Annotated in this window: 16 protein-coding genes; 14 read left to right on the top strand and 2 right to left on the bottom strand. The window is 56.0% G+C overall.

The genetic code is table 11. From position 1 onward, the window contains the following. The first annotated feature begins 420 nt into the window (after positions 1-420). The 9 genes from D7024_RS10265 to coaBC all read left to right on the top strand — a co-directional run bounded on the left by D7024_RS10265 (position 421) and on the right by coaBC (position 9,916). Entirely contained in the window at positions 421-3,168 is a 2,748-nt protein-coding gene (locus tag D7024_RS10265; RefSeq protein ID WP_121451720.1) for a calcium-transporting P-type ATPase, PMR1-type, read from the top strand. Between the two features lie 151 nt (positions 3,169-3,319). Beyond that, positions 3,320-4,165 (top strand): diaminopimelate epimerase, encoded by an 846-nt coding sequence (gene dapF / locus D7024_RS10260; RefSeq protein WP_121451719.1) that lies wholly within the window; start codon positions 3,320-3,322, stop codon positions 4,163-4,165. Between the two features lie 22 nt (positions 4,166-4,187). Continuing rightward, positions 4,188-5,366 (top strand): LL-diaminopimelate aminotransferase, encoded by a 1,179-nt coding sequence (locus D7024_RS10255; protein ID WP_121451718.1) that lies wholly within the window; start codon positions 4,188-4,190, stop codon positions 5,364-5,366. A gap of 25 nt (positions 5,367-5,391) precedes the next feature. Continuing rightward, positions 5,392-6,585: a pyridoxal phosphate-dependent aminotransferase gene (locus D7024_RS10250; RefSeq protein WP_121451717.1), complete on the top strand. Its 1,194-nt coding sequence runs from the start codon at positions 5,392-5,394 to the stop codon at positions 6,583-6,585. Between the two features lie 67 nt (positions 6,586-6,652). Further along, a complete protein-coding gene (locus D7024_RS10245; RefSeq protein WP_121451716.1) occupies positions 6,653-7,531 on the top strand; it encodes a YicC/YloC family endoribonuclease in 879 nt (292 codons plus the stop codon). 22 nt (positions 7,532-7,553) lie between these two features. Next, positions 7,554-7,835: an extracellular matrix/biofilm regulator RemA gene (gene remA, locus D7024_RS10240; RefSeq protein WP_121451715.1), complete on the top strand. Its 282-nt coding sequence runs from the start codon at positions 7,554-7,556 to the stop codon at positions 7,833-7,835. A gap of 2 nt (positions 7,836-7,837) precedes the next feature. Beyond that, positions 7,838-8,467 (top strand): guanylate kinase, encoded by a 630-nt coding sequence (gene gmk, locus D7024_RS10235; RefSeq protein ID WP_121451714.1) that lies wholly within the window; start codon positions 7,838-7,840, stop codon positions 8,465-8,467. Between the two features lie 15 nt (positions 8,468-8,482). After that, a complete protein-coding gene (rpoZ, locus tag D7024_RS10230; RefSeq protein ID WP_121452540.1) occupies positions 8,483-8,689 on the top strand; it encodes a DNA-directed RNA polymerase subunit omega in 207 nt (68 codons plus the stop codon). Positions 8,690-8,707: 18 nt separating this feature from the next. Further along, positions 8,708-9,916: a bifunctional phosphopantothenoylcysteine decarboxylase/phosphopantothenate--cysteine ligase CoaBC gene (coaBC, locus tag D7024_RS10225; RefSeq protein ID WP_121451713.1), complete on the top strand. Its 1,209-nt coding sequence runs from the start codon at positions 8,708-8,710 to the stop codon at positions 9,914-9,916. A gap of 12 nt (positions 9,917-9,928) precedes the next feature. Here the strand turns inward: coaBC and D7024_RS10220 are convergent, their stop codons facing one another. Both D7024_RS10220 and D7024_RS10215 read right to left on the bottom strand, forming a co-directional pair. Next, the gene (locus tag D7024_RS10220) at positions 9,929-10,294 is read right to left on the bottom strand and encodes a hypothetical protein (RefSeq protein ID WP_121451712.1); all 366 of its coding nucleotides are present in this window, start codon (positions 10,292-10,294) and stop codon (positions 9,929-9,931) included. 67 nt (positions 10,295-10,361) lie between these two features. Further along, entirely contained in the window at positions 10,362-10,814 is a 453-nt protein-coding gene (locus tag D7024_RS10215; protein WP_243113756.1) for a MarR family winged helix-turn-helix transcriptional regulator, read from the bottom strand. 175 nt (positions 10,815-10,989) lie between these two features. On the opposite strand from D7024_RS10215, the gene D7024_RS10210 reads away from it, so the two are divergent. Genes D7024_RS10210 through D7024_RS10190 form a run of 5 tightly spaced genes read left to right on the top strand, consistent with a single transcriptional unit; the run spans position 10,990 to position 15,873 of the window. Beyond that, positions 10,990-11,454: a hypothetical protein gene (locus D7024_RS10210; RefSeq protein WP_121451710.1), complete on the top strand. Its 465-nt coding sequence runs from the start codon at positions 10,990-10,992 to the stop codon at positions 11,452-11,454. Between the two features lie 2 nt (positions 11,455-11,456). Next, entirely contained in the window at positions 11,457-13,658 is a 2,202-nt protein-coding gene (priA, locus tag D7024_RS10205; protein ID WP_121451709.1) for a replication restart helicase PriA, read from the top strand. A gap of 17 nt (positions 13,659-13,675) precedes the next feature. Continuing rightward, on the top strand, positions 13,676-14,140 hold the full coding sequence (def, locus tag D7024_RS10200; protein WP_121451708.1) for a peptide deformylase: 465 nt from the start codon (positions 13,676-13,678) through the stop codon (positions 14,138-14,140). Positions 14,141-14,158: 18 nt separating this feature from the next. Beyond that, positions 14,159-15,115, top strand: coding sequence for a methionyl-tRNA formyltransferase (gene fmt / locus D7024_RS10195; RefSeq protein WP_121451707.1), 957 nt, complete (start codon positions 14,159-14,161; stop codon positions 15,113-15,115). Next, a complete protein-coding gene (locus D7024_RS10190) occupies positions 15,112-15,873 on the top strand; it encodes a DUF116 domain-containing protein (protein ID WP_121451706.1) in 762 nt (253 codons plus the stop codon). Before fmt ends, D7024_RS10190 begins: the two co-directional genes overlap by 4 nt. Positions 15,874-15,877 lie beyond the last annotated feature (4 nt).

The following is a 15,877-nucleotide window of genomic DNA, read 5'->3' as shown; positions in this document are numbered from 1 at the left end:
TTCAAAAGGTAACAACGAAGAATGATTAGTGGCGGGCAATCCGCAGAGAGCCAGAGCCGGTCCGAAGCGAGCCGCGGTGCTGTCGGCGCGGAGCACTGGAGTGAGCGGGGACAGCGCCGCATCCAACCGGGCTTACTGAATATTTACAAACAGTTTATCACTTCCGGCCGGCGGCCCGCAAGGTACGGGCAAGGATTCTGCTACCGTTTTTCCGTACCGCACCAATATCGACAGGATTACGCAAGATACGCGGTTTGTTTACCACCGCGCCACGTTTCGTAAATGGTTTTTGTGCTGCCCCGCTCCCTTTGCCAGCTTTAGCAAAGGGATAGTTTGGATCATGCCCCTCGGAGGTTATTTTTGCCAGGTGATGCGCATATGTTTAAGTGGGACAAACCGCAATGGTAGGGGTGAGGGCCAATGCCGGAACAATGGTATTCCTTAACTGGCGAAGAAGTGGCAGCGGTGTTTCAGTCCGATCCGCACCGGGGCCTGGATGAGCGGGAGGTCAGGGAGAGGGCCGCCCGCTTTGGCCCCAATGAACTGGCCAGGGCACCGCGGGTGCCTTTATGGCGGATGTTCGTGGAACAGTTTAAAGATTTCATGGTTTTAATTTTGCTGGCGGCTACTGTGATCTCCGGTTTTTTGGGAGAGTTTATGGATGCTGCCACCATTATGGTCATTGTGATCATCAATGCCATCCTGGGTTGTATCCAGGAATACCGGGCCGAGCGCTCCATGGAGGCTTTAAAAGAGCTCACCGCTCCCGAGGCCCGGGTGATCCGGGGGGGGATGGAACAAAAGACCTCCGCCGCAGGACTGGTACCCGGGGATGTGGTTTTACTGGAGGCGGGAGATCGGGTGCCGGCCGACCTGCGGCTATTGGAGGCGGTAAACCTGGAAATAGAGGAGTCTGCCCTTACCGGTGAGTCCGCCCCCGTTAAAAAGAAGGTAGAGCCCATTTCGGGCAGGGTTACCCCTGGAGATGCCCGTAACATGGCCTACCTGGGGACAGTGGTAACCCGCGGCCGGGGGAGGGGGATAGTGGTGGCCACGGGAATGGCCACCGAGATGGGCCGCATTGCCGGGTTAATTCAAGAGGCGGGGAGTGAAGAGACTCCCCTGCAGCGCCGCCTGGCCCAGTTGGGACGGGGACTGGTGGCTTTTTGCCTGCTGGTTTGTGCCCTGGTGGTGGCGGTGGGCATTTACCGCGGTGAGCCGGCCCACCAGATGTTCCTGGCCGGAGTGAGTTTGGCCGTGGCAGCCATTCCCGAGGGGCTGCCCGCCATTGTTACCGTCGCCCTGGCCATTGGGGTGCAGCGCATGATCCGGCGTCGGGCTATCATTCGCAAGTTGCCGGCGGTAGAGACTCTGGGTTGCGCCACGGTGATCTGTTCCGACAAAACCGGTACCCTGACTCAAAATGAAATGACGGTGCGTCGGGCCGTGGTGGGCCAGGTTCCCCTGGAGTTTACTGGAGAAGGGTATGATCCCAAGGGGCAAATCATTACCTCGCTGTCCCCCCGTGCCGAGGAGCTCCAGTTATTTTTCAAGATTGCCGCCCTGTGCAATAATGCGGTGCTTACCCGCAGCGGGATTTCCATAGGAGGATTGTTTCGCAGTTTGGCCTGCCGGGAATCCCCCGTCTGGTCCATCAACGGCGATCCCACCGAAGGGGCGTTGCTGGTCATGGCGGCCAAGGGGGGCTTCTGGCGGGAAGAACTGGAACGCCACGAGCAAAGGGTCATGGAGTTCCCCTTTGATTCCGAACGCAAGCGCATGTCCGTGGTGTACAAGCAAGCTGATGGCACCCTGGTTGCCTATGTCAAAGGGGCGCCCGATGTTGTGCTCGAGCTCTGTACCCATCATTACCGCCAGGGCCGCATAGTTCCTTTAACACCCCGCCAGCGGGAAGAAATTTTACGGCAGAATGCCGCCATGGCTTCCGACGCCCTGCGGGTCCTGGCCCTGGCCTGGTGCAGGCTGGGGCCAGCATCCACAGGGGAGTTGACGGAAGCGGAGGTAGAACAAAATCTCGTTTTTGTGGGCCTGGCGGGGATGATCGACCCGCCCCGGCCGGCGGCAGTGATGGCCGTGCAACGCTGCCGCCGGGCGGGAATCAAGGTGGTGATGATTACCGGCGATCACCGCCTGACTGCTGCGGCCGTGGCCAGGGAGCTGGGTCTTTTGGGAAGGCAGGGGCGCATTTTAACCGGAAGCGAACTGGACCAGCTGGACGATGAGCAATTAGGGCGGATTGTGGGGGAAGTGGCGGTATACGCCCGGGTGTCGCCCCGGCACAAACTTCGCATTGTACGGGCACTGAAGCAGGCCGGCCATGTGGTGGCTATGACCGGAGACGGGATCAATGATGCCCCGGCAATTAAGGAAGCGGATATCGGTATTGCCATGGGCATAACCGGGACGGACGTAACCAAAGAGGCTTCCTCCATGGTTTTGGCCGACGATAATTTTACCACCATTGTGGCCGCCGTGGAGGAGGGGCGAGGTATCTATGATAATATTCGCAAATTTATCCGTTACCTGCTTTCCTGCAATGTGGGGGAAGTGCTGGTCATGTTTTTTGCCGTGCTGGCCGGACTGCCTTTACCCCTTTTGCCCATTCAGATATTATGGATGAACCTGGTTACCGACGGGTTGCCGGCCATGGCCCTGGGGGTAGATCCGCCCGATCCCGACATCATGTACAGGCCGCCCCGGCACCCCCGGGAGAGTATTTTTGCCCACGGCCTGGCCTGGCGTATCCTGGGCAGCGGCCTGGCTATCGGCCTGGGTACATTGATCGTTTTTGCCGGCGTTTATTCCCTGGGTTACGGCCACCTGGATCTGGCCCGGACCATGGCCTTTAACACCCTGGTTTTTTCCCAGCTGTTTTTTGTCTTTACCTGTCGTTCGGAACATCATACCATCTGGGAAGTGGGGTTGTTCTCTAATCCCCACCTGCTGGCGGCAGTACTCTGTTCCATACTTTTACAACTGGCGGTTACTTATGTACCCTATTTGCAGCCGGCATTTCATACCGTACCCCTGGATGCTCCGCACTGGCTGGTTGTTATTCTGGTCTCCCTGACCCCGCCCCTGTTTAATACCGCCTTCAGGCACCTGCAGTTGCGGGTCAGGGAAAAAATAATGTATATTAAAGTCTAGAGCCCGAACTTTGGATCTTTTGCAGGAAAACTGCCGGGCAGGGCGAAGTATTAATTTTGTCCCTTCCGACTAAGGAAATAATACGATTCAGGGGTACTGTCGCCAAACCAAGTGGGGTTAGGCGGCAGGATCTTAAGGAGGGCTTACCTAATTGCAGTTCTTTAAAGTACACGGTTTGGGAAACGATTTTATCCTGGTTGATCTGGTAAAACAGGAGTGGCCGGGTGGGGAGGATTTATTTGAAACAGCCCGGCTGCTCTGTCACCGCCAGTTTGGTATTGGGGCCGACGGCCTGGTGCTCCTCCGTGCAAGCCCCAGGGCCGATGCTTTCATGCAGATCATTAACGCCGATGGCAGCGAGGCAGAAATGTGCGGCAACGCCATTCGCTGTGTGGCCAAATATCTCTACGAACGGGGCGGGATCAAAAAAGAGGTAATGCATATCGAAACCAGGGCCGGCGTGATGGTGCCCCGGCTGGTGCTGGAGAACGGGCGGGTGGCCGCGGTGCGGGTGGATATGGGCATCCCCCGTTTGGAACGGCAGGACATTCCCATGATTGGTCCTCCGGGGCGGGTGATCAATGAACCCCTGGTTCTGGAGGGGCAAACCTTCCATATAACTGCCGTCTCCATGGGCAATCCCCACTGTGTGCTTTTTGTTCCCGATGTGGAGCAGGTAGACCTGCACGGGTTGGGGCCAAAACTGGAAAAGCATCCCCTTTTCCCCCGTAAAACCAACGTGGAGTTTGTGCAGGTTTTAAACAGGAGCGAGGTAAGGGTACGGGTTTGGGAGCGGGGTGCGGGGCCTACCCTGGCCTGCGGTACCGGGGCCTGTGCCACGGTGGTGGCCGGTGTGCTGAACAATTACTCGGACCGTGTGGTCAAGGTTCACTTACCCGGGGGAACCCTGCTCATTGAATGGATGGAAGACGATCATTTATACATGACCGGCCCGGCAGAGGAGGTCTTCTGCGGCCAGATCTCCTGCCGAGAATAGTGTTGTTAAGGAGGTATTGATTTTGCGGTTCGAACAGGCGCAACGCATAAAAAATTTACCCCCCTATCTCTTTGCCCGTATTGAGCGGTTGATAGAGGAAAAAAAGGCTGCCGGGGTGGACATTATCAGCTTGGGGATCGGCGATCCGGACCAGCCCACTCCGGACTACATTATCGAGGAACTGATTAAGGAAGCCCGCAACCCGGCCAACCACCAGTACCCTTCTTCCATAGGTATGCTCAGCTATCGCCAGACAGTGGCCAACTGGTATGCCGGTCGTTTCGGAGTACAGCTGGATCCCAAAACCGAAGTGGTCACCCTTATTGGTTCCAAGGAAGGCATCGCCCATATTTCCTGGTGCTATCTCAACCCCGGGGACACGGTGCTGGTACCAGACCCGGGTTATCCTGTTTATGCAGGGGGAGCCATCCTGGCCGGGGCGGAGCCCTACTATATGCCCTTAAAGGCCGATCGGGGATACCTTCCCGATCTGGCTGCCATCCCTACAGAAGTGGCCAGGCGGGCTAAAATGATGTTTATCAATTATCCCAACAACCCCACGGGGGCGGTGGCCAGTAAGTCTTTCTTTGCCGAAGTGGTGGCCTTTGCTCGGGAGTTTGACGTCCTGGTCTGTCACGATGCGGCCTATTCGGAAGTGGCCTTTGATGGTTACCGGCCGCCAAGCTTTTTGCAAGTCCCCGGCGCCAAGGAGGTAGGTATTGAGTTTAGCTCCGTTTCCAAGCCCTTTAATATGACCGGCTGGCGGATTGGCTGGGCCGCAGGCTGCGCGGAAGTCATCGAGGCCCTGGGCCGCCTGAAGTCAAATCTGGATTCCGGACAATTTCAGGCCATCCAGTATGCTGCTATGGCGGGATTAAACGGGCCGCGGGAGGTTATTGACCGGGTTAACGCCCTTTACCGCGAACGCCGGGACATCCTGGTGGACGGCTTGAACTCCCTGGGCTGGAAACTGGAAAAACCAAAGGCCACCTTTTATGTCTGGGCTCCCGTTCCGGCGGGGCATACCAGCGAATCATTTACCGAGCTGGTTTTGGAAAAGGCCGGGGTTGTGATAACGCCGGGTACCGGTTACGGTGCCAATGGAGCCGGTTATTTCCGGATGTCCCTCACTGTGGATACCGCCCGTCTAAAAGAAGCAGTGGAACGCATTAAGAAAAACCTCGGGCCAGTAAGATTCTAAAAACGCGTTGCAGGAGTGATCAGCCGTGAAACTTGCCGACAGGGTCAAAAACATCAGTCCTTCACCCACCCTGGCCATCGATGCCCGGGCCAAGAAAATGATTGCTGCCGGAGAAAAGGTTATTAATTTTGGTGCGGGGGAACCGGACTTCGATACTCCGGAGCATATAAAAGAAGCGGCCATGGCTGCCATCCGCAAGGGTATGACCAAGTATACTCCCGTAGGCGGTACCATGGAGCTAAAAGAAGCCATCGTGCAAAAATTGAAGGCGGACAACGGACTGGAGTATACGCCGGAGCAAATTGTGGTTTCCGCCGGAGCCAAGCATTCCCTCTACAACGCCATGATGGTGCTCCTTCAGCCGGGGGATGAGGTTATCTTGCCGGCACCCTACTGGGTCACCTACCTGGAGCAGATCAAGCTGGCCGGTGCGGTGCCGGTAATCGTCCAGACGCGCCAGGAAAACGGGTTCAAATTGACGGCCGAGGAACTGCTGTCGGTAGTTAGCCCGCGCACTAAGATGGTGATTATAAACTCTCCCGGCAACCCCACCGGGGCAGTATACACTAAGGAAGAATTGGTGGAGTTGGGAAAGGTAATTGAAGACCACGGGCTGGTGGTTATTTCCGATGAAATCTACGAAAAACTGATCTATGACGGTTGCGAACACGTGAGCATAGCTTCCTTAAGCCCGGCTTTAAAGGAGCAAACGGTGGTCATTAACGGAATGTCCAAGGCCTATGCCATGACGGGCTGGCGCATTGGCTATGCTGCCGCCCCCACGGAGGTGGCCAGGGCCATGGTTGATTTGCAAAGTCACTCCACCTCCAATCCCACCTCCATTGCCCAGGCGGCCAGTGTGGCTGCCCTAACCGGCACCCAGGAGCCCCTGAAGGAAATGGTGGCGGAATTCCGGCAGCGGCGTGATTACATGCTCCAGCGGTTGAACGCTATACCGGGAATTTCCTGTAACACCCCGAGCGGCGCCTTTTATGTTTTTCCTTCTATGGCCAGGTATATTGGTCGCCAGTATAAAGGGAGGCAGATTAACGGAGCCAGCGATCTGGCCGGCCTTCTTTTGGATGAGGTCAAGGTGGCGGTGGTTCCCGGGGTGGCTTTTGGCGATGACCGCTGTTTCCGCCTTTCCTACGCCACCTCCATGGAAAACATTGTGGAAGGACTCAACCGCATTGAACAGTTTTTCTTCCAAATTGATTAAGGGGAACGAGGGCTGATCGTTCCCCTTGCGCTAACAATTAATACACTTTTGGAAAGGAGCAGGATTTTTGCTTAAGAGCATGACGGGCTTTGGCCGGGGTGAATCATGCGGGCAGGGCAAAAAATTTACGGTGGAACTTAAATCTGTGAATCACCGCTTTTGTGAAGTTGTCCTGCGCCTGCCCCGGAATATGGTTTCCCTGGAGGATCGAGCCAGGAGGCTGATTCAGTCCCGCATCTTCCGCGGGCGGATTGACGGTTACTTTTCCGTGGAGGAATGCGGTGAGCAAAGTCCAGTTGTAAAAGTTGACAAAGCCCTGGCTAAATCGTATTATAAGGCAATGGAGGAATTAAAGGCCATCCTGGGATTAACAGATCCCGTCACCATACAGCATCTGATTAATCTACCGGGACTGCTGGTGGTGGACGAACCTGTCGAAGATGATGATGCGTGGTGGCCCCTGGTTTCCGGGGCCCTGGAACAGGCGCTGGATGGTTTGGTGCAAATGCGCCTTGCCGAGGGCAGCCAGCTCAAGGCGGATTTGACCCGTCGCCTGGAACGGGTTGCAGAACTGAACGAGCAAATCAAGGCCAGGGCACCGCAGGTGGTCGCGGAATACCACAACCGCCTGACCCATAGACTGCAGGAGTGGCTGCGCGATACACCGCTGGATCAAGCCCGTCTGGCTACGGAGGTGGCCGTTTTTGCCGAACGTTCCAGTATTGCCGAGGAAGTGGTGCGCCTGGCCAGTCATATAGCCCAGTTCCGGGAATTTCTGAACGAGGGTGGCTCCGTGGGCCGCAAGCTGGACTTCTTGATTCAGGAGATGAACCGGGAGATCAACACCATTGCCTCTAAAGCACCTGACCTTGAGATCAGCCGGGTGGTGGTGGAGGTAAAAAGCGAACTGGAGAAGATGCGAGAACAGGTGCAGAATATCGAATAATCCCGTGGCAGGGGGGAAAATGATGGAGATTAGATTGATTAATATCGGCTTTGGCAATATTGTTTCGGCAAACCGCATTGTGGCTATTGTCAGCCCCGAATCGGCACCTATCAAGCGCATTATTAACGAGGCCCGTGATCAGGGCAAGCTAGTGGATGCCACCTACGGGCGGCGTACCCGGGCAGTGATTATTACCGATAGCGATCATGTAATTCTCTCCGCCGTACAGCCGGAAACGGTTGCCCATCGTCTGGTAAACAAGGAGAGCACTCCTGCTCAGTCGGAAGAGCGATCGGATGAATAATCATGAGATCAGAGGGCATATTGATGGTACTGTCCGGTCCCTCCGGGGCCGGTAAGGGAACCGTTTGCCGTGCTTTGCTGGAAAAAGAACCGGGGATTCACCTTTCCATTTCCGCCACGACCAGAAAACCCCGGGCTGGGGAAGTGGACGGGGTTAATTACTTTTTTGTCTCCCGGGAAAAGTTCCAGCAAATGATCGATGCCGGGGAATTGCTGGAGTGGGCGGAGGTCTACGGCAACTATTACGGTACACCGCTAAAAACGGTAGAGGATGCCCTGGCCAGGGGTGAGGATGTGCTCCTGGAGATTGATGTTCAGGGGGGCCTGCAGGTTAAAAAGAAGTTTCACTCAGCAGTACTGGTTTTTCTCCTACCCCCTTCCCGGGCTGCGTTGGCCGAGCGCCTTACCGGTCGCGGTACTGATTCCATCGAAGAGATTCAAAGACGGTTGCACTGGGCAAACACGGAATTGCAGTTCCTTTTCCGTTACGATTATGTGGTGATTAACCGGCATGTTGAGGAAGCTGTAGCTACCCTACAATCAATTCTTGTGGCCGAAAAATGCCGTCCTCAGCGCATAAAAATGGATGAAAGCTGGGGTAATTTAATGGATTTTAAAGAGAATTCCTGGTGAGTGCGGGGGATCGCCATGAATCAACCATCTCTAGACGAATTAATGAAAAAAGTTGATAGCCGTTACACGCTGGTCGTGGTGGTGGCGAAAAGAGCCAGAATGCTGACGGATAGAGGCGAAGAAGAGGGAGATAGCCCGACAGTCAAGCCGGTTACCCGGGCATTACACGAAATTGTCCGGGGTCAGATCCGTTACCGCCGGACCAAACATGGCGTAAAGTAGTGCGGGGGGGCGAAAAGCATGCTCGCGGGCAGGTCCGTCATCCTGGGCGTAACCGGGGGAATTGCCGCCTATAAAGCTGTAGAGCTGGCCAGTGCCCTCGCCAAGGCCGGTGCCCTGGTGGACGTGGTCATGACGCAAGCGGCACAGGAATTTGTGCGACCCCTAACCTTTGCCGCCCTCACCGGGCGACCGGTGCATACTGCCCTGTTTGGCCGCCATGCCGGTGGGGCTATTCCCCACATTGAGCTGGCCACCAGGACCGATTTAGTTGTGATTGCCCCGGCTACGGCGAATATCCTGGCCAAGCTGGCCCACGGCCTCGCCGACGATCTTTTGAGCTCCCTGGTTTTAGCGGTTACCTGCCCGGTGCTCCTCTGCCCGGCCATGAACGCCTACATGTATGCTCACCCGGCGGTGCAGGCCAACCTGAAGCGGCTTCAGGAGATGGGTTACCATATTGTAGAACCGGAGGTGGGCCGCCTGGCCTGTGGTGTGGAAGGTCGCGGCCGCATGCCTGCCCCCGAGGTTATCCTGGAACATATCAAAGGCCTGTTTTCTTCACCGGGTGACCTCGGTGGATTAAAAGTACTGGTTACCGCCGGAGGGACCAGGGAGCCCCTGGATCCGGTACGTTATATCTCCAACCGCAGTTCGGGCAAAATGGGCTATGCCCTGGCCGCGGCAGCCATACAGCGGGGGGCAGCGGTTACCCTGGTATCCGCTGCCACCAGTTTGGACCCGCCCGCCGGCGTGGAGCTGGTTTCCGTCGAAACCGCACAGCAGATGTATCAGGCTGTAATGGAGCGCTTTTCCACTCAGGATGTGGTGATTAAAGCGGCAGCAGTAGCTGACTACCGCCCCAAAATAGTGGCGGGCCAGAAAATAAAAAAGGCAGAGGGAGTTCTGATCCTTGAGCTGGAAAAGAATCCCGATATTTTATTTGAATTGGGGCAACGTAAAGCACCACACCAGACACTGGTGGGTTTTGCTGCCGAAACCGAAGATTTAGAGGCCAATGCCCTGCAAAAGCTGCGCAAAAAAAATCTGGACCTGCTGGTGGCCAATGATGTTACCCAACCGGGTGCGGGCTTTGGCGCCGACACCAACATTGTCAAGCTGTTCTATCGCGACGGGCGTATCCAGCCCCTGCCGGTGATGGACAAAAAAACACTGGCACACCGCATTCTCGATGTGGTGGTAGAGTTACGTTCCCAGACGCACAGCTAAAAGGTTTTTATATTACCATAAAGTGAGATATATTTGATTTCCTTCTTTGGTGGCTCTGACCAGTTCACAATGGCGCAGAACCGCAAACTGTTTTTCCAGTTCCCACTGGGGCAGATCAAAGGTACTGGCCAGTTCTTCCTTGGTTGCCTTTCCCTTTGCTTTGATGTATTCATAAATTCTCTTTTGGAGCGGGGTCAGACCGTCGGTGCCTGTCTGTCCCAGCTGTTTTCTGGTGGCTTTAGCGCTGGCCACGGCTGCCGGGTCGCAGGGTTTAGGAGGTTGCAGGGCAACAATGTAACAATCCTCGCATAAAGTTTGCCCGTAATAGTCGTAGCTATCTTGAGGTAATACTTCCTCCTGACATCTGGCGCACTTCAAAGCGATCAACCTCCTTAATTAAGTGTTAAATATCCGCCCGTTTGCGACTGGCGGTTTCAAAGATTTTTTACAATTTATCCAGGCCCTGTTGCAGTTTAACTAAAAGACGGATAAGGGTTTCCTTTTCTTCCCTGTTTAAACAGGATGTAGCCCGTTTGATCAGGTCGTTGTGTAGAGGTAAGACACCGTGGAGGAGCTGGACGGCCCGGGGAGTGATTTGAGCCCGGATCACACGCCGGTCTTTAGGATCAACAACACGAACCACCAGCCCGTCCCTTTCCAGCCGATCCACCAGACCGGTAATATTGGCCCGGCTAACCAACATGCGCTGCCCCAGTTCGGAAAGGGGAAGGCCCTGTTCCCCGGCATGATACAGTTCCATCAAGGCGTTAAATTTGGGCTGAGAAAGGTTGAAATGGGCAAAGTGCCTGGCCAGCAAGTCCTCCAGCAGGTCCATGGTACGGGTCAGCTCAATTACGGCACGCACGGCCAAGTAACCCTCGTCTGGAGGCAAGCGCATTCCTCCTAAAATATTCTTGTACTTTAATTGTAAATATATTAAATACTTCCGTCAACGGTTAATACCCGTTCATATACTCCCTGCGGGCACAGGATTGCTTAATTTTTGACACTGAGAGGTTATAAATGTATCCTTTCAGCGCTATGGGCAGTAAAATATACCAGGGGGTGATGCCATGTTCTACCATCCCTGGTTTTCAGCGCCTCATTGTCCGGAGCGGCATAAGTGGCGCCAGGTCGACAAAGTCGACATCCGGCTTGGGGAATTAACCATGCGCATGAGCCGTCGCACCAAGATGAATGTGCCGGCGGAATTTTCGGCCTTTATTCCAAGGGCTGAATTACGCCGGCGTTATTACAGCGGTGGAGAGCTGACCCGGGAAGACGAATTCATTTTAAGCAGCATTACCATTACCCACGCACCCCGTTTTCCCGCGGAGGAAGGTCGGTTACCGGTACCGGTGCCGGTGCCGCCGCCCGGGATGCTGGAGGCGGCCGACAAGGGTGCGGAAACGGAAAAACCGGTATTTACCGTAAAATGGCAATTTGAGAGACCAAAAAAAGAGTCCCTACCGGAGGTTTCTGCCCCGCCCCCCCGGGCCTGTGTACCCCGCCTGAAGTTTGGTAGCAGGGAGAGATAAGGTTGCACGCGGAAGTGCTGGTGTCTTTAGCTCTCCGTCAGGTGGACAAGGTCTTTCATTATAACGTGCCCCCTTCCCTGGCGGGCAAGGTGCAGGTTGGCAGCCGGGTGCTGGTACCCTTCGGTCGCCGTAAAGTAGAGGGCTATGTGGTTGGTTTTAGTCCGGCACCGAACCCTGCTGATTTAAAGGATGTGGCTGCCCTTTTAGACGAGGGGCCCCTATTCACCCCCCACCAACTGGCTCTGGCCCGCTGGATGGCGGCCTATTACCTCTGCCCTACGGTTAAAGCACTGCGAGCCATGATCTGGCCCCTTTTACAGGTGAAGGGGCCGAAAAAGGTACGGGGATTGTGGCCGGCAGCCTGCTGCGAGGTTCCCGATCCCCGGCGAGCACCAAAGAGTGCTGCGGTGTGGCAGGTTATTCAGGCCCGCCCCGGCCTGTCCAGGAAGGAACTGGCAGAAGCGGCCGGTGTTTCCCCCCGGGTGGTGGATGCCATGGTTGCCAGGGGGCTTTTACGCAGTGAGGAACGCATTGAGTTCCGGGATCCGTGCCAGGATTTGCCTGAAAAAAGGATAAAACCACCTGTTCTCCATGGGGAACAGATCCGGGCGGTAAGCAAGATTATTGAGGCCCTGGATCAAAAAGGCGGACGGCAGGTTTTTTTGCTCCACGGGGTAACGGGCAGCGGGAAAACTGAGGTTTACCTCCACGCCATCGCTGCGGCCCTGGCCCGGGGAAAACAGGCCATGATGCTGGTTCCGGAAATTGCCCTTACCCCCCAGATGATTGATATTTTCAGGGGGCGTTTTGGCCGCCAGGTGGCCGTGCTACATAGCCGCCTTTCCGACGGGGAAAGATATGATGAATATCAGCGCCTTCGTACCGGGGAGGCCGGGGTGGTGCTGGGTGCCCGCTCGGCCATTTTTGCCCCCCTGGAGCAACCCGGTTTGATTATTTTAGATGAGGAACACGAACCCTCCTACAAACAGGAGGAAAGTCCTCGCTATCATGCCCGGACGGTGGCCCTGCGTTTGGCCGGGTATGCCGGGGCGGTGGTAGTTCTGGGCAGCGCAACCCCTTCCCTGGAATCATATTGCCAGGCCGTTGGTGGGGGGGTGTACCATTTGCTGGAAATGACCCGGCGGGTGGGCGAACTTCCCTTGCCTTCCGTGCGCCTTGTCGACCTGCGCCGGGAGTTGCAGGAAGGGAACAAGGGCATCTTTTCCCGTGATCTTCAGGAAGCCATCGCCCGGCGGTTGTCCCGCCGGGAACAGGTTATCCTTTTTTTAAACCGGCGGGGTTATTCCACGCTGGTGGTTTGCCGGGAGTGCGGTCTGGTGCTGAAATGCCCCTACTGCGATATTTCCCTCACCTATCATGTGAGCGGGCGGCTGCGCTGTCATTATTGCAACTACAGTGTGCTGGCTCCCTCCCTGTGTCCCGGCTGCGGTAGCCGGCATGTAGCCTATCTGGGCATGGGCACCCAAAAGGTAGAACAGGAAATCCGGCGATTATTTCCTACGGCCCGCGTTCTGCGGTTGGACAGCGATACCGTAGGCCGACGGGGTGCCCACAGGGAGATCGTAGATAGTTTTCGTGAGGGTGAAGCGGACATCCTCATTGGTACCCAGATGGTGGCCAAGGGGCTGGATATTCCCGGCGTAACTCTGGTTGGAGTGATCAATGCCGATATTTCCCTCTATATGCCCGATTTTCGGGCCAGCGAACGTACTTTTCAGCTGCTCACCCAGGTGGCCGGTCGCTCCGGCCGGGGAGAGCAGGGGGGAGAGGTGCTGATCCAGACTTATTCTCCGGATCACTATGCCGTGACCTGTGCCCAAAACCACGATTACCAGGGGTTTTACCGCCGGGAAATGGCTTTAAGGCGGACCCTGGGCTACCCTCCTTATACCCACCTCGCCCGGTTGTTGGTCACCGGGAGGATGGAAAAGGAGGTCCAGGAGGCGGCAGATTTCCTGGCACAAGCAGTCCATGCTGCTGGCGTGCCGGTTGAACTGCTGGGGCCGGCCCCTGCTCCCCTCACCCGCATTAAGGATCGCTACCGCTGGCACCTGGTATTGAAAGCTTCGGCGCAAGGCGTTCTGCGGGAAGCGGTAACGGTCGCCCTGGACGGTTTTTCCGGGACGGGCCGGTACCGCCGGGTTCAGGTTTCCGTGGACATTGCCCCACAGAGTATGATGTAATTGAGGAGGTTTAAGGGGTGGCAGTTTTTAAGATCGTCCTTTATGGAGATGAGGTATTGCGCGAAAAGGCTAGGCCGGTTGCCAAAATTACCCCCAATATTCATAAGCTGCTGGATAACATGCGGGACACCATGTATCACGCCCGGGGGGTAGGGCTGGCCGCACCTCAGATCGGGGTGTCAAAGCGGGTAATTGTGGTGGATACTGGAGAAGGCTTAATTGAGTTAATCAATCCTGAAATTGTAGAGGCCCGGGGAGAAGAAACTGATACCGAAGGATGTTTGAGTCTACCCAATGTGGTGGGGGAAGTGACCAGGGCCACTGAAGTGCGGGTCAAAGGACTGGATAGGCACGGTAACCCGGTAGAACACCACGCCAGAGGTTTCCTGGCCAGGGCATTGCAGCATGAAATTGATCACCTTGATGGTATACTATTTATCGACCGGGCCGTGCGCATCCGGCGTGTCAAACCAGGGGCCTGATTAGGGAGCGAAGGATTTATGCGTGTTGTGTTTATGGGTACTCCCGACTTTGCCGTGCCCGCCCTGAAGGGGCTGGTGGGTGCCGGATACCCGGTGGTGGGAGTGGTTACCCAGCCCGATCGTCCCAAAGGTAGGGGCAAAAAAATTCAACCCTCTCCGGTGAAACAAGCTGCACTGCACATGGGGCTACCGGTCCTGCAGCCCGTCCGGGTACGGGACGCTGCCTTTGTTGAGCAGCTTAAACAGTTGGAGCCGGAAGTAATTGTGGTGGCGGCCTTTGGACAGATCCTGCCGCCCTCCATTTTGCACCTTCCTCCCCGGGGATGTATCAATATTCATGCTTCTTTACTGCCCCGTTACCGTGGAGCTGCTCCCATTCACCGGGCGATCATGAATGGGGAGAGGGAAACGGGTGTAACCATCATGCTCATGGACGAGGGTCTGGATACGGGTGACATCCTGTTGCAGCAGGCCGTGGCTATTGGTGAAGCGGATAACGCCGGGGCGATTCACGACCGGCTGGCCCAGCTGGGGGCGGAGCTTTTGCTGCAAACCCTGAACCTCTTAAAACAGGGACACCTTCATGCCTGTCCCCAGGAAGACAGTCTCGCCACCTATGCACCCCCCTTAACCCGGGAGGATGAAATAATTGACTGGGAGAGACCCGCCCGGGATTTATACAACCAGATCCGGGGGCTGGACCCCTGGCCAGGTGCCCGGACCTGGTGGGGAGAACAGGTGCTCAAGGTCTGGCGGGCGGTGGTGAAGGAGGAAGCTGTTCCAAAAGGAGTCTTGCCCGGCCAGGTGATAGCCGCCGATGAGGAAGTGGTGGTGGCCACGGGCAGGGGGTGTCTATCTTTGCAGGAAGTGCAGCTGCAGGGGGGACGGCGTTTACCCGTGGCGGAGTTTTTGCGCGGCCACCCCCTGGCTCCGGGGACGGTTCTGAGCCGGACAAAGGGCGGTTGCTATTCATGAACACTCATAAGCGGCTATTCTTAGGGCTTTTAGGAGCCAGCCTGTTATTGGTAACTTTACTGGCGGCGGGTACCTGGTACTTGATTTTTAACCCGGCCCGTTCGATTGCCTACCAGGTGATCCTTTTTACCATGGTTTCCCTGCTGGTAGGGGTCGTCTTTTGGGCTTTTGGCGGCCTGGCGGGAATAGTGATTACCCTTCTGGCAGCCCGTACCTTTGAGCCGCTGCAGGGACCCATGCGGGTGGCTGTAAATTTGTTTTTCCCGGTGGCCCTTGCCCTTGGCCGCCTGCTGCGCATAGACCCCAACCGGATTAAAAGATCCTTTATTGAAGTCAACAACCAGCTGGTACAGGCCAGGCACTTGAAGGTGCAGCCAAAAGAATTGCTTTTGCTTGTACCCCACTGCCTGCAGTACAGCGAATGTCCCCATAAAATCACGGTCCATGTTGATAACTGCCGCCGCTGTGGGAGATGCTGTATAAGCAAGTTGCTGGACTTGAAGGATAAATACGGTTTTAATATGGGCCTGGCTACGGGTGGTACCCTGGCCCGCAAATACGTGCGAGAATACCACCCCCGGGCGATTGTAGCCGTTGCCTGCGAACGGGATTTGGCCAGTGGCATTCTGGATAGCAATCCCATTCCCGTTCTGGGGGTGACCAACGAGCGACCCTGCGGACCCTGTTTTAATACCTGCGTGTCCATACCCATGGTGGAGGGAGCCATTCGCTACTTTTGCGGGCTGGATAAGGAGTGATTTG

It is taken from the genome of Desulfofundulus salinus, assembly GCF_003627965.1.
Classification (GTDB): Bacteria; Bacillota; Desulfotomaculia; order Desulfotomaculales; family Desulfovirgulaceae; genus Desulfofundulus; species Desulfofundulus salinus.
This window is presented reverse-complemented; position numbering and strand designations above follow the sequence as displayed.